The organism is Rhizobium sp. PRIMUS64 (assembly GCF_023006465.1).
Classification (GTDB): Bacteria; Pseudomonadota; Alphaproteobacteria; order Rhizobiales; family Rhizobiaceae; genus Rhizobium; species Rhizobium leguminosarum.
Genome location: NZ_JALBGX010000062.1, coordinates 1 through 19,373, shown reverse-complemented (window position 1 = coordinate 19,373; position 19,373 = coordinate 1). Strand labels below are relative to the sequence as shown.

At 61.0% G+C, this 19,373-nt stretch carries 17 protein-coding genes, 1 tRNA gene and 1 pseudogene; 12 read left to right on the top strand and 7 right to left on the bottom strand.

Annotation, left to right across the window (positions count from 1 at the left end):
• Window positions 1-24: 24 nt before the first annotated feature.
• Together MOV76_RS22630 and MOV76_RS22625 are read left to right on the top strand one after the other, a co-directional pair.
• A complete protein-coding gene (locus MOV76_RS22630; RefSeq protein WP_018447374.1) occupies window positions 25-2,100 on the top strand; it encodes a lytic transglycosylase domain-containing protein in 2,076 nt (691 codons plus the stop codon).
• A gap of 65 nt (window positions 2,101-2,165) precedes the next feature.
• Window positions 2,166-3,062, top strand: coding sequence for an alpha/beta fold hydrolase (locus tag MOV76_RS22625; RefSeq protein WP_018447373.1), 897 nt, complete (start codon window positions 2,166-2,168; stop codon window positions 3,060-3,062).
• A 103-nt stretch (window positions 3,063-3,165) separates the two neighbouring features.
• Here MOV76_RS22625 and MOV76_RS22620 read toward each other — a convergent pair whose 3' ends face one another.
• The 4 genes from MOV76_RS22620 to MOV76_RS22605 form a co-directional block, all read right to left on the bottom strand.
• The gene (locus MOV76_RS22620; protein WP_115157013.1) at window positions 3,166-4,230 is read right to left on the bottom strand and encodes a porin; all 1,065 of its coding nucleotides are present in this window, start codon (window positions 4,228-4,230) and stop codon (window positions 3,166-3,168) included.
• Window positions 4,231-4,786: 556 nt separating this feature from the next.
• Window positions 4,787-4,877, bottom strand: a tRNA-Ser gene (locus MOV76_RS22615).
• 168 nt (window positions 4,878-5,045) lie between these two features.
• Window positions 5,046-6,263, bottom strand: coding sequence for an FAD-dependent oxidoreductase (locus tag MOV76_RS22610; protein ID WP_247265331.1), 1,218 nt, complete (start codon window positions 6,261-6,263; stop codon window positions 5,046-5,048).
• Window positions 6,264-6,448: 185 nt separating this feature from the next.
• Entirely contained in the window at window positions 6,449-7,564 is a 1,116-nt protein-coding gene (locus tag MOV76_RS22605) for a Gfo/Idh/MocA family protein (RefSeq protein ID WP_247265330.1), read from the bottom strand.
• Window positions 7,565-7,772: 208 nt separating this feature from the next.
• Here MOV76_RS22605 and MOV76_RS22600 point away from each other — a divergent pair, with 208 nt between their 5' ends.
• The 8 genes from MOV76_RS22600 (at window position 7,773) to MOV76_RS22565 (ending at window position 16,287) form a co-directional block, all read left to right on the top strand.
• Complete coding sequence (locus tag MOV76_RS22600; RefSeq protein WP_027685308.1) at window positions 7,773-8,648, top strand: MurR/RpiR family transcriptional regulator; 876 nt, start codon at window positions 7,773-7,775, stop codon at window positions 8,646-8,648.
• 92 nt (window positions 8,649-8,740) lie between these two features.
• Window positions 8,741-10,675 carry a bifunctional 5-dehydro-2-deoxygluconokinase/5-dehydro-2-deoxyphosphogluconate aldolase gene (iolC, locus tag MOV76_RS22595; RefSeq protein WP_247265329.1) on the top strand — a complete coding sequence of 645 codons (1,935 nt, stop codon included), beginning with the start codon at window positions 8,741-8,743 and terminating at the stop codon, window positions 10,673-10,675.
• A gap of 202 nt (window positions 10,676-10,877) precedes the next feature.
• Window positions 10,878-12,728, top strand: coding sequence for a 3D-(3,5/4)-trihydroxycyclohexane-1,2-dione acylhydrolase (decyclizing) (gene iolD / locus MOV76_RS22590; protein ID WP_247265328.1), 1,851 nt, complete (start codon window positions 10,878-10,880; stop codon window positions 12,726-12,728).
• A gap of 64 nt (window positions 12,729-12,792) precedes the next feature.
• Window positions 12,793-13,713 carry a myo-inosose-2 dehydratase gene (gene iolE / locus MOV76_RS22585; RefSeq protein WP_018241384.1) on the top strand — a complete coding sequence of 307 codons (921 nt, stop codon included), beginning with the start codon at window positions 12,793-12,795 and terminating at the stop codon, window positions 13,711-13,713.
• Window positions 13,714-13,923: 210 nt separating this feature from the next.
• Window positions 13,924-14,721: a 5-deoxy-glucuronate isomerase gene (gene iolB, locus MOV76_RS22580; protein WP_018241383.1), complete on the top strand. Its 798-nt coding sequence runs from the start codon at window positions 13,924-13,926 to the stop codon at window positions 14,719-14,721.
• Window positions 14,722-14,810: 89 nt separating this feature from the next.
• The gene (locus tag MOV76_RS22575) at window positions 14,811-15,038 is read left to right on the top strand and encodes a DUF1127 domain-containing protein (protein ID WP_247265327.1); all 228 of its coding nucleotides are present in this window, start codon (window positions 14,811-14,813) and stop codon (window positions 15,036-15,038) included.
• Window positions 15,039-15,089: 51 nt separating this feature from the next.
• Window positions 15,090-15,926, top strand: coding sequence for a helix-turn-helix transcriptional regulator (locus MOV76_RS22570; RefSeq protein WP_247265326.1), 837 nt, complete (start codon window positions 15,090-15,092; stop codon window positions 15,924-15,926).
• Between the two features lie 199 nt (window positions 15,927-16,125).
• Complete coding sequence (locus MOV76_RS22565) at window positions 16,126-16,287, top strand: hypothetical protein (RefSeq protein WP_018447363.1); 162 nt, start codon at window positions 16,126-16,128, stop codon at window positions 16,285-16,287.
• 95 nt (window positions 16,288-16,382) lie between these two features.
• Here the strand turns inward: MOV76_RS22565 and MOV76_RS22560 are convergent, their stop codons facing one another.
• Window positions 16,383-17,750 carry an MATE family efflux transporter gene (locus MOV76_RS22560; protein WP_247265325.1) on the bottom strand — a complete coding sequence of 456 codons (1,368 nt, stop codon included), beginning with the start codon at window positions 17,748-17,750 and terminating at the stop codon, window positions 16,383-16,385.
• A gap of 82 nt (window positions 17,751-17,832) precedes the next feature.
• Complete coding sequence (locus MOV76_RS22555) at window positions 17,833-18,273, bottom strand: glyoxalase superfamily protein (RefSeq protein WP_247265324.1); 441 nt, start codon at window positions 18,271-18,273, stop codon at window positions 17,833-17,835.
• Window positions 18,274-18,628: 355 nt separating this feature from the next.
• On the opposite strand from MOV76_RS22555, the gene MOV76_RS22550 reads away from it, so the two are divergent.
• A complete protein-coding gene (locus tag MOV76_RS22550) occupies window positions 18,629-18,961 on the top strand; it encodes a hypothetical protein (RefSeq protein ID WP_018241377.1) in 333 nt (110 codons plus the stop codon).
• Here the strand turns inward: MOV76_RS22550 and MOV76_RS22545 are convergent.
• On the bottom strand, window positions 18,912-19,175 hold the full coding sequence (locus MOV76_RS22545; RefSeq protein ID WP_026230823.1) for a hypothetical protein: 264 nt from the start codon (window positions 19,173-19,175) through the stop codon (window positions 18,912-18,914). The genes MOV76_RS22550 and MOV76_RS22545 overlap by 50 nt on opposite strands.
• A 91-nt stretch (window positions 19,176-19,266) precedes the next feature.
• Between MOV76_RS22545 and MOV76_RS22540 the strand changes: the two are divergent.
• Window positions 19,267-19,373: pseudogene (locus MOV76_RS22540) on the top strand (LysR family transcriptional regulator); the annotation flags it as partial.

Below are 19,373 nucleotides of genomic sequence, written 5' to 3'. Positions count from 1 at the left end.
CGTGTTTTCGTTGCGAGATCCCGGATGAAGAAAGCTGTCCTGATTCTGTCCGCCTTCGGCTTTGTTGCCGCCGCGTGGGGCAGTGTTGCGTCGCCGCTTCCCGGCGAGAGCACTCCTATGCCTGATGTCAAGCCGCTCGGCTTCATTCCCGAGACAGCCATACCGGAATCGATGACAACGGGCGCCATTCCGCGCAACCCGGCTATCGCGCCTGTCAGCGGCGACCTGAAAGCCGGCCTGGATGCGCTTTCCGACAAGGACCCGCAACTGGCGCTTTCGATCCGTGACAGCATGCGCGACGCTACGCTCGACCGGCATATCCTCACCTGGGCGATTGCCGTTTCCGGATTGAAGGGCGTTCCCTCCTATGAAATCGCCAGCGCCGCGCAGGAGCTCAAGGGCTGGCCGGGTCTTTCGCGGCTGCGCGCCTATTCCGAGCGCGCGCTCTATGACGAAAATCCCGCCCCTTCCGCCATACTTGCCGCCTTCGGCGATACCGCGCCTGAGACGATGCAGGGCGCCGTCATCCTCGGCCGGGCGCTGGTTGCATCAGGCAAGCAGGCGCAGGCGGCAAAACATATCCGCAAACTCTGGCGAGGAGAGGCTCTCGACAAGGCGACCGAGGACAAGATCCTCGTCGAGTTTTCCGCGCTGTTGACGCCCGCCGACCATAAGGCGCGGATGGACTATCTGATGTATCGCGGCCGGGTGGCGCAGGCCAAGCGCTTCGGCGACATGGGCCAAGCCCAGTCGCTCTACAAGGCCTGGGCTGCCGTTGACGCCAAAGCCGGCAATGCCGGCGCCTTGCTCAACGCCGTCGATGCGAAGTGGCGAGCCGATGCCGGCCTGTTGTTTGCGCGGATCGAATATCTGCGCAAACAGGACAAATATGCCGAGGCGGCAGCACTTCTCGAGCAGATGCCGCCCGAGCGTAGCGAACTCGTCAATTCCGGCGAATGGTGGAACGAGCAACGTATCGTCAGCCGTGGTCTCGTCGACCAGGGACAATTCAAGCCGGCCTATCGCATCGTCGCAAACTACGCCGCAACGAGCCCGACGGATATCGTCGAGGCTGAATTCCACGCCGGATGGTACGCGCTTCGCGGCCTGCAGGACCCGACAACGGCGGAAAAACACTTCCGCAAGATCCTCGATACCTCAAACGGGCCGATCTCGGTCTCACGCGCCTGGTATTGGCTGGGACGCGCCGCGGAGGCCGGAGGCCCCGGCAAATCCAGCGAATTCTATGCGAAGGCCGCGAATTTTCCCGGCACCTTCTATGGCCAGCTCGCGGCGGAAAGGCTGGGGCGAAAGACGCTTAATGTCACCTATCCTGCACCGAGCACGGCTGACCGGCAACGCTTCCAGGCACGCGAAGCCGTGCAGGCGATCGCCCGACTGGAGGCCGCCGGCCATGGATGGCGGGCCGCCATTCTCTATCTCGCGCTCGCCGATCAACTGCAAAGCCCCGGTGAACTGGCTGTCCTTGCGGCACAGGCCGAGCAATCCGGCGATCATCATCTGTCGCTGCAAATCGGCAAGATCGCCTATGGGCGCGGCATCGATGTCGCAGCGCTTGCCTTTCCGATCGGCGTGATCCCGGCGAACGCCAATATATCTGGCTCCGGCAAGGCACTCGCCTATGCCATCGCCCGGCAGGAAAGCGCCTTCAACCCGGCCGCCGTTTCGGCGGCGAATGCGCGCGGCCTGCTGCAGCTTCTGCCGGGCACGGCCCAGGCGGTAGCCAAGCGCAATAACATCGCCTTTTCCAAGGACAAGCTGACGGCCGATGCCGGCTATAACGCGACACTCGGTGCGCATTATCTCGGCGAGCAGATCGACGCCTTCGGCGGTTCCTATATCCTCACCTTCATTGCCTATAATGCCGGGCCGAAGCGGGTGCCGGAATGGATCGGCCGCTACGGCGATCCGCGCGGCAGGCCGATCGACGAGATCGTCGACTGGATCGAGCGCATCCCCTTCCCCGAAACGCGCAACTATGTGCAGCGGGTGATGGAGAATTACGAAGTTTACAAGGCTCGCCTCGGCCAGCCCACCGATATCGAGCGTGACCTGATCGGCGGACGCAGCGCCTCTTGAAGCCGTTTGGCGCGGCTTGAAAAGCAAGTTACATCTTCGGGGTCAAACAGGTCTCGAGGGATGTGATGCCGGATACGGATGCAGGTGGTTTCCAGGAGCGATTTTTCACTTCTTCTGATGGGCTGAGGCTTTATGCCCGCGACTACCCACCCGACCAGGCAGCAACTGCCGGATGGCTGCCGGTGATCTGCCTGCCCGGCCTGACCCGCAATACACGGGATTTTCATCCGCTTGCGCTGCTTCTCTCCCGGGATATGACAGCACCGCGCAGGGTGATCGCGCTCGATTCGCGCGGGCGGGGAAACTCGGCATGGGACGACAACAAGGCGAACTACAATCTCGCCGTCGAGGCCGGCGACGTCATTGCCGCCTGCGCAGCGCTTGGCATTGAGCGGGCGATTTTCATCGGCACGTCGCGCGGCGGGCTGATCCTGCATCTGATCGCGGCGACGCAGCCGGATCTTCTCGAAGCCGTCATCCTCAACGATATCGGACCTGTGCTCGAGGCTGAGGGGCTGGCACGGATCCGCGATTACCTCAACAGCGGCAGGAAGCCAGCGGACTGGAACGAGGCAGTCGATCTATTGAAGGAAAATCATGGCGCGTCGTTTACCGCGCTTGCAGAGGAAGACTGGCGCGAGATGGCGCTTGCCCTTTATCGCGATATCAGCGGAAGGCCGATCGCCGATTTCGACCCAGCGATCGCGGAGGCACTGAAATCGATCGATTTCAGCCAGCCGCTGCCTGATCTCTGGGGGCAATTCGAAAGCCTGAGTCGGCTGCCACTCATGCTGATCCGCGGCGAAAATACGTCGCTGCTTTCACAGGAAAGCGCCGGCGAAATGGCGCGGCGGCATTCGGGCTTGATCCGACATACTGCCGAAGGGCAAGGCCATGCCCCGCTCCTGTATCTCGATAACATCCCCACAGCAATTCGCACTTTTCTCGCCACCTGCCGATAACCTCATCGACACTGGTCAGCTGGCACAACGTGCCAGTCTCGCCCAAATACAAAAAGCCCGGCTCGAGAGCCGGGCTTTCCTGATTGACCGAAGTCAGATCAGATTAGAACGAACGCTGCAGACGGAAGTAGCCCGTCGTGGAGTCGTCAGCATCTTCCGGATCGAGGTACTGAACCGAAGCCTTGGCGTAGAAGTTGTCGACGATCTGGTAATCAACGGTCAGACCGACCTTCCATGCATCACCGGCACCGTCGTAATCGGTAGGAACGGTTTCAAACGCGCTGGCACCGCCGATGTAGTTGGCGTAGTACTGAACACCCGGGGTGATTTTCAGCTTGTCGGTTGCCTTGATGGCGTATTCGGCAGCAACTGCCCATTCAGCCGTCGAGTAGTAGGAGTTCGGGCCGGAAGAGTACACAGCAGCGAGGCCGAGCGTACCGGGACCGATGTCAACCGTACCCATTGCACGGACAGCGCCGTCTTCGTTGTCGACGTCCCAGCCGGCAGTGACCTGGTAGCTGAAGGCACCAGCCTTGCCACCGATACCAACGGCAACGCCGACATTGTTCGGACCATCGTTCGGAACAAGGAGGCCGGTGACGGGATCCACGTCACCCTGATAAACGCCGTCTTCCAGTTCATCGACGCTGATACCAGCGTAGAAATCGCTGGTTTCATACTGATAGCGGATCGAGTTGTGGAGCGTTACGACCGAGCCGATGTCGTCGGTTTCGCCAGAGAGACCATCGTCCCACCAGCTGTAGAACAGACCGGCGCGGAAGCCGGCGATGTCGAGGTAAGCGGAGTCGAGCTTGGACGCCTGAACCGTGGCGTTGTCAGCATTGAACTGCATGACGATGACGCCGGTCAGCGGACCATATTCGGTATCGCTCTTGGCCGTGAACTGAACCTGACCGCGGGTGACAGCATCCCAATCCGAATCGCCGCCGACGTCTTCGCCAACGTTAACCTGGAAACGGATGTAACCGTTGATCTTGAGGCAGGTTTCAGTGCCCGGGATGTAGAAGTAGCCGGTGCCGTAAGCGTCGCAGACGCGAACATATTCAACCGGTTCCGGTTCGGCAGCAACGATAGCGTCAGCAGCCTGAGCACCGGAAACTACTGCGAGAGCAGCAGCGGAGCCGAGAAGAAGGCTCTTGATGTTCATAAATGACCTCCAATTCAAAGTTTCGATCGGGTTTGGGATCTTTCGCTGAGCAGCGTTCCCTGCCCCATCCCCGTGTTTCAAGAAGTGGACGATCAGTCGCCCTTGCTTCCGAGGTTGAAAATACAAGACGGAAGCCGTCACGCAATCACCAACTTACTCGGATGGGGGATTTGAGGGAGCCTTCCCGACATTCTGTTGCTGAAAGGACACAAGTCGGGCAACCGACCTCGATTTCCTTTATGCTTTGTTAAGAAAACCCTGATTTTGCGGAGGCTTAGGTCCAGCCAATAAAGAATTGGACATGCGCCCTGCGACACATTCGTGACACTTTTTTGGCAAAATGCGGCTCTTGCGGGGATTCAGGATTGCCGAAAGCGTAACCGGACGTGCACCGATCCACTTTCGCCACCTGCCGGTGGCTTGAGCGCGGGAGGTGATTCCCGCAGGCGATTCTCTCGCTCAAGGCAGAGAGATTTTTCGTCGCCGGCCTAGCCGACTAAGCGAACGTGATTCCCTGCCGGAAACTAACGATCGACGCACACTCAGGAAATCGGAATGGCGGAGAAGATGGGATTCGAACCCACGATACGCTTTTGACGTATACTCCCTTAGCAGGGGAGCGCCTTCGACCACTCGGCCACCTCTCCGGTGCGGCCTAACTATGGCGACCGCTCTGTGAATGCAAGGGTTTTTTGAGTTTTCACCAGAAGAAATGCAGCGGCTGGCATTTCGGCCGGTTATGCAAACAGTCCACATTTCCTGCCGCGTTCCGCGGAATTTGATCGCGCTTCGTTCTCGTGATGAAGAAGCCGAGCTCAGCCGAGCAGGCTCTTGAGGTCAGCAGAAGGGTCGGCGAGAATCGTTTTATCGGGGTTGGTCCCGGATTCCAGCAGCTTTTTGCCGGTCACATAGGCTTTCGCGTCGTTGATCGCATCGACGGCGATCAGCCGGCCTTCCCTGAAGTACCAGACCGAATGGGCACCTTCGCGGGTGCCGGGGCGCAGCAGCGTCTCGTCATAGCCGAGATTGAAGCCGGCAATCTGCAGCTTGACGTCATACTGGTCGGACCAGAACCACGGCTTCGGCGCATAAGGCTCGCTGCCGCCAGCGATGACGGCCGCCGCTGCTTCGGCCTGGTCGACGGCGTTCTGCACCGATTCGAGCCTGATGCGGCCGCCCTCCCAGGGAAGTGCGGCGCAATCACCGGCCGCAAAGATCGCCGGATCGGAGGTGCGGGCGAATTCGTCGACCACAATGCCGTTGGCGACTTCGAGGCCGGATTCCTTGGCGAGCTGGTCGTTCGGCGCGACGCCGATGCCGACGACGGCGAAATCGATGTCGATCACCGATCCGTCTGAAAGCGCGGCACCAACGACACGGCCATCCTTGCCGACCAGATGCTTGAGCCCTGTCTTCTCGCGGATCGCCACGTCATGGGTCTCGTGAATCCTGCGCATGATGTCGGCGGTCTCCTTCGCCGCGACGCGCTGCAGGATGCGATCGGCCATCTCGATGACGGTGACTTCCAGGCCGCGATGGCGGGCAACGGCTGCCGCCTCGAGACCGATATAACCGCCGCCGATGATGAGGACGCGGCGACCGGGGCGCATCTCGTCAGCAAGCAGGTCTGCATCGCGCTTGTCGCGGGCAACATAGACGCCTTCGAGATCGCCGCCGATTGCGGCCGGCAGCCGGCGCGGCGTCGAGCCGGTGGCCAGCGCCAGCGTGCCGTAATCAAGAACGGAGCCGTCCTGCAGCAGAACCTGCTTGCTGTCCGGCTTGATCTGCTCGGCCCAGGTCGAAAGGCGAAGGTCGACGTCATTGTCCGCATACCAATGCTCGGCGCGGAACAGCAGGCGGTCGAAGGCCATTTCGCCGAGCAGGTATTTCTTTGAAAGCGGCGGACGCTGATAGGGCGCGACGTCTTCCGCGCCGATGAGGGTGATCGGGCGCGTATCCTTCAACGCACGCAGCTTGGCCGCCAATGCGAAACCGGCCTGTCCCGCGCCAATGATCACCAGTCTATCCGTCACGATCTCACTCCTGAAGCTGCGCCCGACAACCACGCCAAGGCCTATCCCCTACACCGCCGCGCGTCTTTCAGACGCGCGAACGACGCTCTCGCATTTTGAGTTTCTGCATAATCCCTGAAATCGATTTCGATTTCAGGGATTATGCAGTAGCCCGTGCGCCGTCAACGGAAAGCGGCCTCTTACATTCAGGCGATCTCGATCCAGCGGCGCTCGTGGAAGGACTGTGCCATGGCATGTACCGACTTCTCTATCCTGAGACCGTCTTCGAATGTCACGATCGACGACGGTCCGCCTGAAATTGCCCGGATCAGCTCGCGGCATTCGATGATCTTCAGATCGTTGAAGCCGAGGCCATGGCCGGGCGCTGGAATGAACCGATCATAAGGCCGATGAGCGGGTGCCGCCAGTATCTTGCGGAAACCCTGTTCGGAGCCGCGACCCTCGGCCTGATAGAGTTCGAATTCGTTCATGCGCTCCTGATCGTAGACGATCGAGCCCTTCGAGCCGAAAATCTGCAGGGCGATGCGGCCCTTACGACCCCAGGCGGCGCGATTCGCCATCAACACGGCTGAGATGCCGCCGCCAAGCCGCATCAGCACGTTGGCGCCATCGTGGTTTTCGACGGCACGGCGACCACCCTCGTTCAGCGGGCGGTCGGCATAGGGTTTTACCATATCCGTTATGACGGCCTCCACATGGCCGAAGAGATACCAGAGCAGCGACAGCGGGTGCACGGCGAAATCGTCGAGCGCGCCGTAGCCGGCGGAAAGCTCGCTCTTCCAATAAAAGAAGACATCGGGATCGGCCATGAAATCCTCGTCCATCTCGACGCGGATATGATTGACCGTGCCGATGGCGCCCTCGCCAATCAGCGTCCTGATATGCCGCATGACGGGATTCTGAATGTAATTATAGCCAAGAGCGGCAACCTTGCCGGATCGCTTCGCCGTTTCCAGCATGCGCTCGGCATCGGCATAGGCCGGCGCCATCGGCTTTTCGCACCAGACATGCTTGCCGGCCTCAAGGGCAGCAATCGCCATCTCGGCGTGGAACTGATTGGGCGTGGTGACGGAGACGACGTCGACCTCGGGGTCGGCGATCAGCGCCCGCCAGTCGGCCGTCGCCTTCTCGAAACCGAATTCACCGGCACGAGTCTCAGCGAGCCCGGCATTGGCTTCGGCCAGATGCACAAGACGCGGACGCTCGACATCGCCGAACACCGTCTTTACCGCGTTCCACGCCAGCGCATGGCACTTGCCCATATAACCGGTGCCGATCAAACCGATGCCGAGTGGCTTCATTTCCGTCTCCTCCAGAGCTGCGCGCGGATTTTTGGAATATTTGGATCATTTTGACAAGGGACCTATTCACAAGCATTTCTGCGCCATTCCCGAATGGAACTGTTCAAAAGCCTTCAATTACAGGGGATTAAAAACAATTAGCCGTGCCGTTTGAAATCGTTTATGTTCAATAATATGGAATATTTGTTTCATCTCCCGAGCTGCAAGCATGGATAACGATCCCCAGAGGCACGCGCGCGTACCGCGCGATTTCGAAAGCCTGCGCAGTACCATCATCGAGCGCAAGGCGAACATGCCGAAGCGGCTGGCGCAGGTCGCCGCCTTCGCCCTCGGCAATCCCGACGAGATCGCCTTTGGCACGACGGCGAGCATCGCGGCCGCCTCCGACGTCCAGCCCTCGACGCTGGTGCGCCTGGCGCATCATCTGGGTTATGGAGGGTTTTCCGACCTGCAGAGCATCTTTCGCGAAAGATTGCGCGACCGGACGCTAAGCTACGAAGAGCGCCTCGTTACGCTGGAGCAATCGAGCGGCGACGATGAGGACGCCAATCTGCTCTCCGGCTTCATCGCCGCGGCAAACCAGTCGGTCAATCGGCTGGCGGCGACGGTGCAGAGCGATACTTTCACCAAAGCCGTGAATATCCTTGCTAACGCCGAGACGATCTATCTGATCGCCAAACGGCGCTCCTATCCGCTGACGGCGCACATGACCTACGCTTTTTCCAAGCTCAACATCCGCCACCAGATCGTCGCCTCGCCGAACGGCGTTGACCCTGAGATGGTGCAGTTCGCAACACCGAAGGATGCGGCGATCGCGGCGAGCTTTTCGCCCTACGCGGCCGACAGCCTCAACCAGAGCCAGGAGCTTGCCGACCGCGGCGTCCCCGTCATCGCGATCACCGATTCGGCCTTCTCGCCGCTTGCCGCCTGCGCCACGCACTGGTTCGAGGTGGCGGAAGCCGATTTCGCCGGCTTCCGCTCGCTTTCGGCCTCGATGGCGCTCACCATGGCACTGCCGGTTGCAATTGCCGAGCGCCGGCGCAAGCATCAACAGTCGAAACCTGTAAAAGGCAAAATGGAATAAACATTCCGAATTGACAAAATATCGGAACCAATGTTTCATTATTGAAAATTCGCAGGCACTGGAAGCCGCGCAAAATCTAGCGGGAGGACATCATGGTACAATCGAATCCGGGTTCACAGCCGGAGCCGGCGCTTGATGTGATCACCATCGGCCGTTCCTCGGTCGATCTTTACGGCCAGCAAATCGGTTCGCGGCTGGAGGATATCGGCTCCTTCGCCAAGTCCGTTGGCGGCTGCCCGGCCAATATCGCCATCGGCACGGCACGGCTCGGCCTCAAATCCGGCCTCATCACCCGCGTCGGCGACGAACAAATGGGACGCTTCATCCGCGAGCAGTCGGCGCGCGAAGGTGTGGCGACAGACGGCATCGTCACCGACAAGGAGCGGCTGACGGCGCTGGTGCTGCTTGCGGTCGAGGCCGAGGGCGTGTCGCCGATGATCTTCTATCGGTCGGACTGTGCCGACATGGCGCTCGATGAAGGCGATATCGACGAAGATTTCATCAGATCGTCGCGCGCCGTTCTCGTTTCCGGCACGCATTTCTCGCGGCCGAATACCGAGGCCGCCCAGCGCAAAGCGATCCGCATCGCCAAGGCGAACGGCCGCAAGGTGATCTTCGACATCGATTACCGGCCGAATCTCTGGGGCCTTGCCGGCCATGCGGAAGGCTTCGAGCGCTACGTGAAATCCGACCGGGTCTCCTCGAAGATGAAGGAGACGCTGCCGGATTGCGATCTCATCGTCGGCACCGAAGAGGAAATCCTGATCGCGTCCGGCGCCGACGATGTGCTCGGCGCGCTGAAGGAGATCCGCCGCCTTTCGCCGGCGACGATCGTGCTCAAGCGCGGCGCCATGGGCTGCATCGTCTATGACGGGCCGATCGCCGACGATCTTGAAGCCGGCATCATCGGCCAGGGTTTCCCGATCGAAGTCTTCAACGTACTCGGCGCCGGCGACGCCTTCATGTCCGGCTTCCTGCGCGGCTTCCTGCGCGACGAGCCTCTGAAGACCTGCGCCACCTGGGCCAATGCCTGCGGCGCCTTCGCGGTCTCCCGACTGCTCTGCTCGCCGGAATATCCGACCTGGGCGGAACTCGACTTCTTCCTGACGACCGGCAGCAAACATCGGGCGCTGCGCAAGGACGAGGAGATGAACCATATTCATTGGGCATCAACCCGGCGCGGCGAAATCCCGCTTTTGATGGCACTGGCGATCGACCATCGTTCGCAGCTCGTCAGCGTCGCCGATGAACTCGGCGTCGGCCACGAGAAGATCGTCGCCTTCAAGCGGCTGGCAGTCGCGGCAGCGGCGCGGGTTTCGAACGGCCGCGACGGCTACGGCATGCTGATCGACGAACGTTTCGGCCGCGACGCCTTCTTCGATGCGGCGACGAAGAATTTCTCCTGGATCGGCCGGCCGGTGGAATTGCCTGGCTCGAAGCCACTGCGCTTCGAATTCAGCCAGGATATCGGCTCGCAGCTGGTGGAATGGCCACTCGCTCATTGCATCAAGTGCCTGTGCTTCTATCATCCCGATGATCCGGCTGAATTGAAGACGGAGCAGCAGGAGAAGCTGCGCACGCTGTTCGAGGCTGCCCGCAAAGTCGGGCGCGAGCTGCTGGTGGAGATCATCGCCGGTAAGAACGGGCCGCTCACCGACGATACCATTGCGATCGCGCTGGAGGAGCTCTATGCGCTCGGCATCAGGCCGGACTGGTGGAAGCTCGAGCCGCAGGCATCCCGTGAAGCCTGGAAAAAGATCGAGGCGGTGATCGCCAAAAGTGATCCATGGTGCCGCGGTATCGTGCTCTTGGGGCTCGAGGCGCCCGCCGACGAGCTGATCTCCTGCTTCGAGGCGACGCTGGCGGCTCCCTCCGTAAAGGGTTTCGCCGTCGGCCGAACGATCTTTGCCGATCCGGCACGCGCCTGGCTTTCGGGCGAAATGAACGACGAGGAAGCGATCGCCGACATGGCCGGTCGCTTCCGGCAACTGACGGAGGCGTGGCTGAAGACCCGCGGACATCAGTAGGAACCGAATTGAGACCCCTCCCCAACCCCTCCCCATAAGGTGGGAGGGACTTAACTTGGGGCACTACCTCACCCCGCGAGCGTCCTTTTGGACAAGACGTTGCGGCGAGAATGTAGAGAGCCCGGCAGGTTAGCCCCTCCCCTTGTGGAGAGGAGTTGGGAAGGGGAAAACAGATAGAGAGTCAAAAGTCCGGGAGGACCCGATGGGCAAGACGATACGGTTGACGATGGCGCAGGCCGTCGCGCATTTCCTGAAAGTACAGATGACGATCGTCGACGGCAAGAAAGTGCCGATCTTCGGTGGCGTCTGGGCGATCTTCGGTCACGGCAACGTCGCCGGCATCGGCGAGGCGCTCTATCAGGTGCGCGGCGAATTGACGACCTATCGCGCCCACAATGAACAGGGCATGGCGCATGCCGCGATCGCCTATGCCAAGGCGAATTTCCGCACGCGCTTCATGGCCTGCACGAGTTCGATCGGCCCCGGCGCGCTGAACATGGTGACGGCCGCCGGCGTGGCGCATGTCAATCGTATTCCCGTTCTCTTCCTGCCGGGCGATGTCTTCGCCAACCGCGCGCCGGATCCGGTGCTGCAGCAGATCGAAGATTTCGGCGACGGCACGGTTTCAGCCAATGATGCCTTCCGTTCGGTTTCGCGCTATTTCGACCGCATCACCCGACCCGAGCAGATCATCACGGCGCTGAAGCGCGCCATGCAGGTCCTGACCGACCCCCTGGATTGCGGCCCGGTGACATTGTCGCTCTGCCAGGACGTCCAGGCAGAAGCCTACGATTATCCGGAAAGCCTGTTCGATGAAAAAGTCTGGACGACCCGCCGGCCGCAGCCGGATGCGGACGAGCTGGCGAATGCCATCGCACTGATCAAGGCGTCGCAGAAGCCGGTGATCGTTGCCGGCGGCGGCGTGCTTTACTCTCAGGCGACGAAGGAGCTTGCTGCCTTTGCCGAGGCGCATGGCGTTCCCGTCGTCGTCACCCAGGCCGGCAAGTCGGCGATCAACGAGACCCATCCGCTGGCGCTCGGCTCGGTCGGCGTCACCGGCACGTCGGCGGCCAATGCGATCGCCGAAGAGACGGATCTTGTCATTGCCGTCGGCACACGCTGCCAGGATTTCACCACCGGCTCCTGGGCGCTGTTCAAGAACGACAGCCTGAAGATGATCGGCCTCAACATCGCCGTCTATGACGCAGTGAAGCACGACAGCCATCCGCTGGTGACTGACGCCCGCGAAGGGTTGAAGGCGCTTTCGGCAGGGCTTTCGGGCTGGAAGGCGCCGGCCGCACTCGCCGAGAAGGCGACTGCGAAGAAGAAGGTCTGGATGGAGGCCGCTGCCAAGGCGATGGCGACGACCAATGCCGCCCTGCCCTCCGATGCCCAAGTGATCGGCGCGGTGGCTCGCACGCTCGGCGGCGAGAATACGACGGTGCTTTGCGCTGCAGGCGGCCTTCCCGGCGAATTGCACAAGCTCTGGCCGGCGACGGCGCCGGGCAGCTATCACATGGAATACGGCTTTTCCTGCATGGGTTACGAGATCGCCGGCGGGCTCGGCGCCAAGATGGCGCATCCTGAACGGGATGTCGTCGTCATGGTCGGCGACGGTTCCTACATGATGATGAATTCCGAGCTTGCCACATCGGTCATGCTTGGCCTCAAGCTCAATATCGTCGTGCTCGACAATCGCGGTTATGGTTGCATCAACCGGCTGCAGATGGGAACCGGCGGCGCCAACTTTAACAATCTGCTGAAGGACTCCTATCACGAGGTGATGCCGGAGATCGATTTCCGGGCGCATGCCGAAAGCATGGGCGCCATCGCCGTCAAGGTCGCCTCGATCGCCGAGCTGGAGCAGGCGATCGCCGACTCGAAGAAGAACGACCGGACCTCGGTCTTCGTCATCGACACCGATCCGCTTGTTACCACGGAGGCCGGCGGCCACTGGTGGGATGTCGTGGTGCCTGAGGTCAGCTCGCGCGAACAGGTCAACGAAGCGCGCAAGGGCTACGTCGAAGCACGCGCCGCCCAGCGCATCGGCTAATTATCGCCGTCATTTTTCGGAAGAGCGGAGCCGCTCTTCCGCAATGCTTTTAAGGAGAATGTTGATGAAGGCCAAACTTGGCATGTCGCCCATCGCGTGGTGGAACGACGATCTTCCTGAACTCAGCGACGATGTGTCCCTCGAGGAATGCCTGCGGCAATCGCGCAGTGCCGGCTTTACCGGGATGGAGCAAGGCCGCCGTTTCCCTAGCAATCCGGAAGAGATGCTCCCGATCCTGCGCGCCGCCGACGTGACGCTATGCGGCGGCTGGTTCTCCGGCACGCTGGTCAATGAGGAGCTTTCCGCCAACAAGGACCGCATCGCGCCGATGATCTCGCTGTTCAAGGCGGTCAATGCGCCTTGCATCGTTTATGGCGAAGTCGGCCGCTCGATCCAGGGCGACCGTTCCAAGCCGCTCGCGACCAAGCCGCGCCTCTCCGATGACGAGATGAAGGCCTATGCGCGTCGTGTCACGGAATTCGGGGAATGGTGCGCCGAGCAGGGCATGCCGCTTTCCTATCACCATCACATGGCCGCCGTGGTCGAAACCGAGCCGGAACTCGACGCCTTCATGCGTTACTCGGGCGAAGGTATTCCGCTGCTGCTTGATGCCGGGCATCTTGCTTTTGCCGGCGGCGACGTGTTGCGCGCCATCGAGAACCACCACGCCCGTATCAACCATGTTCACGTCAAGGATATCCGCAAGCCTGTCGTGGATGGGCTGGACCGCAGCCGGCAGTCCTTCCTCGATGCGGTGGCACTTGGCGCCTTCACCGTGCCGGGCGACGGCTCGCTCGATTTCGGTGCCATCGTCCAGCGGCTGGCCGATCACGGCTATGAAGGCTGGTTCGTCGTCGAGGCCGAACAGGATCCGCGCAAGGCCCCTCCGCAGAAGATGGCCGAGATCGGTCACGCCGAGTTGATGCGCGTCATGACGGCTGCTGGCTATACCGTGGAAACGGAAGGCTTCCCCAAGGGGTCGTAAAGCCTGGTTGTCCGGGCGTCCTCCCACAAGGGGCTCGCCTTTCCGGACCGCTGGAGCAAGAAGCCCTCTCATCCGCCCTCCGGGCAGCTTCTCCCCGGTGGGGAGAAGAGGAACGGAAAGGGCGCGGCATGTCGCTTCTCCCCTCGGGGAGAAAGGTGGCGGCAGCCGGATGAGGGAGCCGCACCCGCCAACTTACGAGGAAAAACACCAATGCCAAATCTCAAGGTGAAACCGTCCGGCACGCGCGGCCGTGTCACGCATGTCACTCCGGAAAATGCCGGATGGACCTATGTCGGCTTCGATCTGCATCGGATGAAGCCGGGCGAGACCGTTTCGGGAGAGACGGGCGATCGCGAAGTCTGCCTCGTCTGGGTAACCGGCAAGGGCAAGGCATCTGCCGGCACCAAGGATTTCGGCACGCTCGGCGGTCGCATGAGCCCGTTCGATGGTGCGCCGCATGCGCTCTACATCCCGATGGAATCGACGTGGTCGGTGACGGCGGAGACCGATCTGGAACTCGCCGTCTGCTCGGCGCCCGGCGGCGGTACCTATCAGGCAAAGGCAATCCCGCCCGGCACGCATCCGCAGGTGACGCGCGGCAAGGGCACGAACGTGCGCTATGTCAACAATATCATGCCGGAAGACGACAGCTCGGCGCATTCGCTGCTCGTCGTCGAGGTGATCACGCCAGGCGGCCACACCTCCTCCTATCCGCCGCACAAGCACGACCAGGACGACCTGCCGAACGAAAGCTTCCTGGAAGAGACCTATTACCATCGCCTCAACCCGCCGCAGGGGTTCGGCTTCCAGCGCGTCTACACCGACGACCGCTCGCTCGACGAAGCGATGGCGATCGAGGACGGCGATGTGACGCTGGTGCCGAAGGGCTACCACCCCTGCGCTGCCTGCCATGGCTATGATCTCTATTACCTCAACGTCATGGCCGGCCCGCAGCGGATCTGGAAATTCCACAATGCCGCCGAGCATGAGTGGCTGCTGAAGGCGTGAAGGCGTCCTCAGATCGCTAAACAATCTGACAGCGCGAAACTGCCGCTGATGGTTCACTGCCTCCATCCAAACACGGATGGAGGATCACCATGTCCAGCTCGAATTTCACGATACCGGCCCGGAGTATTCGCTCTTCGCGTCATATCCGACCCGGCTTGCTTCTTGCCGTCATCACGGCAGCCCGCTGGCTGGCGCGCAAAATAAACGAACGACGCAACCTGAATGCGTTGATGGAGCTTTCCGACGAACAGCTGAAGGATATCGGCCTTTCCAGGGGGCAGACGGAAAGCGATGTTCATGTCTACAGCCGTTACTAAAGTGCTGTTATAAGTACTGTCGGTTCTGGCCAGTCTGATACGGAATATGCAATGTCGCAGTTCTCAACGGCACCGCTTCTGAAAACGAAGATGGTCACTATTCGTGACATCGTCTGCAATGGCGAGTGCCGTCATAAGAGCGACGAGGAATGCGCCCACAGGACGAGCCTCGTCTATCCCTATCGCGGCGTCTTCATGCGGCATGTCGGCCGCAATGATACGGTGGCTGAAGCCAATCAGGTCTTGTTCTTCAATGCCGGCCAGGGATATCGAATCAGCCACCCTATCGAGGGTGGCGACGCCTGCATCGATCTGGCGATCGACGAATCCATGCTCGAAGAGCTTACGCCGAAGGAGCAGGCGCAGCCCGGCCCGCCCTTTTCCTTCCGCCGCCAGCGCCGGCGGATCGATCCGCGCGCGCAGGCGCTGGTTGCGCTCCTGCGTCATGGTCTCAGCCGCAACGTCGCCGAAACGCTGGAAGCGGAAATATTGGCGCTGACGCTCGTGCGCCGCTCGCTCGGCGAGCGCACATCACATGCGGCAGGCGCCAGCGCCGGCCGGCAGAAACTCGTCGACCGGGCAAAGCTGGTGCTTTCCTCCGATCTCGCGCGGCGCTGGACACTTTCAGAAATCGCCTCAGAAGTGGGCGTCTCGCCGGTATACCTCACCCAGGTCTTCCAGCAGGTCGAGGCAACGCCACTTTACCGCTACCAATTGCGGCTGCGGCTTGCACGCGCCCTCGATCTGCTCGGCCAGTATGAGGATCTGACCGCGCTCGGTCTCGATCTCGGCTTTTCCAGCCACAGCCATTTCAGCGGTTCCTTCAAGCAATCCTTCGGGCAGACTCCGGCCGAATTCCAGCGTTCGGCGCAGCTGCGGCGCAGGTGAAAGCCTACAGCGCCGCGCGTCTTTTCAGACGCGCAAAGGACGCTGTAGCACTTTGAATCCCCGCATAATGCCTTAAATCGATCCCGATTTAAGGCATTATGCGGGGTCGATCGCTAAAGATTTCGACAGCGGCAATGCGGTCTTCGATGATCTTATGAGCCTGTCCCGATCCGGGGACGACCAACAGGAGGATCACCAAATGAAGAAGACCACATGCGCTGCCTGCGACTGCGAACTCGGCGCGGAGACCATCACCGTCAAACTCGGCGGCAAGACTGTCGAAGTCTGCTGCCAGGAATGCGCCGAGGCGTTGAATGAGGCGGAAGCTGCGACATCGGCCGCTTCGAATGGCAAGGAATAGCCGACAATCGGCAAACGCCGCGCTCCGGAGCGCGGCTTTTCCTTCTTTGCGCAATTCCGGACACAAAACCGCTGCGCACTTTTACTGGAATTGCTCTAGACGGGCAGAAGCCCATAACGCCAGCCGCGGCGTTTCGCGTTCTGCGACAGCACCAGGAAAGCAAGGATGAACATGCCTGCCTCGGCAAAGACCGGCACCATCCAGATTCCCTGTTCGCCGAAGACGAAGGGCAGCAGGAAGGTGAGCGGCAGGGTGAGCAGATAGGGCCGCGACAGGCCGAAGATCGCAGCCCCCGGCGCATCGCCGATCGACTGGAAATAGGATGACAGGATCAGCATCTGCCCGAAGAGAAAATAGGCGCCGATCGTCCAGGGCAGAATTCGCCTGACCTCGGCGATGATCGCCGGATCGGTGACGAAGACCGCACCGAGGCGGCTAGCCAGCAATTCGACGGTGATCTCCACCAGGGTGCAATAGACGAGTGCTGCGAGCATGGCGATCTGCAGGCTGCGGCCGACGCGCAGCCCGAGGCCGGCACCGTGATTGTTACCGGCAATCGTCTGCAGCGCGATGCTGAGTCCGAGCAGCGGCAGATAGGTGAAGGTCATGATCCGGGTGATGATGCCGTAGGCGGCCACCGTCGCGACATAGTCATGCGCGCTCCAGAGCGAGACGTTGATTAGAATGGCGGCCGAGGCCAGCGATATGCCGATGAAACCGAGGCTCATCGGCGCGCCGAAGGCGACGATGCCGCGCCATTCGGCGAGAGCCAACCCCGGGAAAGGTCTTAGTGCCGCCGGCCGGCGCCAGCGATAGGCGAGCACCGCTGCGAGGCAGACGAATTGCGACGCGATGGAGCCGACCGCCGAACCGAGCACGCCCCAATGCATCACCGCCATGAACAGCCAATTGGCGAGGATGTTGAGCAGCGAGGCCGACAGCGTCACCAGCGTCATGAAGCCGATCTTGCCTTCGCAGCGCAATGCGTCGAGATGCAGCGACAGGAAGAAGCTGATCGGCGCAAAAGCGATCATCGCGCCCATGAACAGCATCGCGCCATGGGCAACAGTGGCATTGCCGGCAGCACCGGTACCGATGATCTGTCGGCCCACGCTCCAGTAGACCAGATTGAGGATGAGGGTGACGGCGAGCGCCAGCGCATGCGCGCCGGCAAACACCCGAGATGCCCCATCGCGATTGCCGGCACCCAGCCGGCGGGCGAGGATACTCGCCATGCCGTTCGAGACCAGCGATTGCAGGGCGACCAGCAGCATCAGCCCGGGGAAAATCAGGCTGACGGCAGAGAGCGCGTCCGGGCCGACATAGGCGCCGAGGAAATAGGCGTCGACGACGGTGAACAGGCCGTTGACGGTGGTGATCGCGACAATCGGTGCCGCCGTTTTGATGAAGACGCCCGGCAGCCAGCCGCTGAGAAAGGCATTGCCTTGGGAAAGATCGGTCATGGAGAAATCCGTGCGATAGCGGGCGAGGTCCGATCCATTTGAAATCATGGGATCCGGACGGCCTAAAGGAAAGAGGAGTAATCTAAAGATCCAGCACCAGATGCGGCACGCCGTTCGAGGTCTTCCTCGGCGAGACGCCGTCGGCATCGATCTGCGCGTTCACACGCTGGCGAAAGGCCGAAAAGCTCTCGAAGGTGACGATATCTACCGGCTCGTCGAAATGGATGGTGATCCTGTGCAGATCGCCGCCCGGCAGGGCCGAAAGCGCCAGAACTTCGCCGGTGAACGGCTGATTGAGATAACGGCCGCGAATATGCGCGCCGACGAAGAGCGGCGTCTTCGGAGCGGCATTGGGTTTTGCCGCGAGGGCTGCGAGGGTGTTCCAATCGCGCGCGCCATGCTGGCGGGCAATCATTTCCAGGGCCGCACTGTGGGTGAGCGGGGTGCCGCGATCATTCATCGCCTGGCGCAGGCGCTTGGCCTGAGCCTTCAATTCGTCAATGGCAGGATAGGTCGTCGTCATGGCGTGAGCCTTCGAAAGGCATGCTCTTCGACTGCGGATGGGAGCTCGCATTGCCGCCAGTCAGCATGCACAAGGGGCCGTGACCATGATCGCGAGGGCTTCACCATGGATTTTCATCCGCGAGCGGCCGGTGCCTCGAACCGGCCTTTGTATGCGCGAACGCCGCCGACATGTCAAGAATGGCGCGGATGCGCTGGGGAATGCGCAACTTTGGGGCAAATCTGCACGAAATCGGTGCGATTTTCCCGCAGGTTTCCCAGAGTCATTCAATTTTACCGATGTTCTTCAGCAAGTGTCAGCATTCTTCCGCTAATATCTTGTCGTAGAACAAGCGGAGGCTAAAAGGGCCTTTCAGATGCACCTCGACACAGAACACCCCAAGCCGGAACGTGCTTACAGGGAATTCAATCTCGACAGGCCCGGCAACATCATCTTCGTCGGCCATCACCTCAGCACCGGAACGCAGGTGCGCTGCCTGATCCGCACGATCACGCTTGCCGGCGCATTGCTCGAAGTCAGCCCGAACCTGGAAATACCGAGCCATTTCTTCCTCGAAATCCTCGGCATCCATGACGAGATCGGCGCGACCGTGGTCAAACGCGAAGGCGAATTGGTGACGATCAGCTTCAACATGCTGATCAATCCGGAATTCCTGCACCACGTGTTGCGATTGAACTTCGAAACCTGAGGCTTTTTCCGATCCGTGAATCATCGCGGCGCGTCTCCTTTGTTTCGCCGCTTCGTCTTGCGGCGAGACGTGCGATGATCGGAACGGCCCAGAGAAATCCGCGCCATTCCGGACGATCAAGCGGGTCGGCAAGCGGATCGGTCAAGGGACCGCGGCGGATCCGCCGATTGCGGATTTCGATTTCCCTGAAGAGAACAACCCAATTGAGATCCATTGCTTCATCCTCCATCTATTTCCTGGAGCACTTGAGCTAAGCCTTCGTGCCCTTCCGATGTAGAGGCGCTGGAGAAAGGGGGTTTTCATCCATGAAAGATGCGAGCTGGGACGACCTGCAACTTTTCTTCCATGTTGCGACAGGCGGCGGGCTTTCGGCGGCGGCGGCCCGCACTGGGCTCAGCGCGCCGACGATCGG

Coding starts and splice junctions, on each gene's coding strand:
- MOV76_RS22630 (WP_018447374.1), top strand. CDS start 25: ATGAAGAAAGCTGTCCTGATTCTGTCCGCCTTCGGCTTTGTTGCCGCC.
- MOV76_RS22625 (WP_018447373.1), top strand. CDS start 2,166: ATGCCGGATACGGATGCAGGTGGTTTCCAGGAGCGATTTTTCACTTCT.
- MOV76_RS22620 (WP_115157013.1), bottom strand. CDS start 4,230: ATGAACATCAAGAGCCTTCTTCTCGGCTCCGCTGCTGCTCTCGCAGTA.
- MOV76_RS22605 (WP_247265330.1), bottom strand. CDS start 7,564: ATGAAGCCACTCGGCATCGGTTTGATCGGCACCGGTTATATGGGCAAG.
- MOV76_RS22600 (WP_027685308.1), top strand. CDS start 7,773: ATGGATAACGATCCCCAGAGGCACGCGCGCGTACCGCGCGATTTCGAA.
- iolC (WP_247265329.1), top strand. CDS start 8,741: ATGGTACAATCGAATCCGGGTTCACAGCCGGAGCCGGCGCTTGATGTG.
- iolD (WP_247265328.1), top strand. CDS start 10,878: ATGGGCAAGACGATACGGTTGACGATGGCGCAGGCCGTCGCGCATTTC.
- iolE (WP_018241384.1), top strand. CDS start 12,793: ATGAAGGCCAAACTTGGCATGTCGCCCATCGCGTGGTGGAACGACGAT.
- iolB (WP_018241383.1), top strand. CDS start 13,924: ATGCCAAATCTCAAGGTGAAACCGTCCGGCACGCGCGGCCGTGTCACG.
- MOV76_RS22575 (WP_247265327.1), top strand. CDS start 14,811: ATGTCCAGCTCGAATTTCACGATACCGGCCCGGAGTATTCGCTCTTCG.
- MOV76_RS22570 (WP_247265326.1), top strand. CDS start 15,090: ATGTCGCAGTTCTCAACGGCACCGCTTCTGAAAACGAAGATGGTCACT.
- MOV76_RS22565 (WP_018447363.1), top strand. CDS start 16,126: ATGAAGAAGACCACATGCGCTGCCTGCGACTGCGAACTCGGCGCGGAG.
- MOV76_RS22560 (WP_247265325.1), bottom strand. CDS start 17,750: ATGACCGATCTTTCCCAAGGCAATGCCTTTCTCAGCGGCTGGCTGCCG.
- MOV76_RS22555 (WP_247265324.1), bottom strand. CDS start 18,273: ATGACGACGACCTATCCTGCCATTGACGAATTGAAGGCTCAGGCCAAG.
- MOV76_RS22550 (WP_018241377.1), top strand. CDS start 18,629: ATGCACCTCGACACAGAACACCCCAAGCCGGAACGTGCTTACAGGGAA.
- MOV76_RS22545 (WP_026230823.1), bottom strand. CDS start 19,175: ATGGATCTCAATTGGGTTGTTCTCTTCAGGGAAATCGAAATCCGCAAT.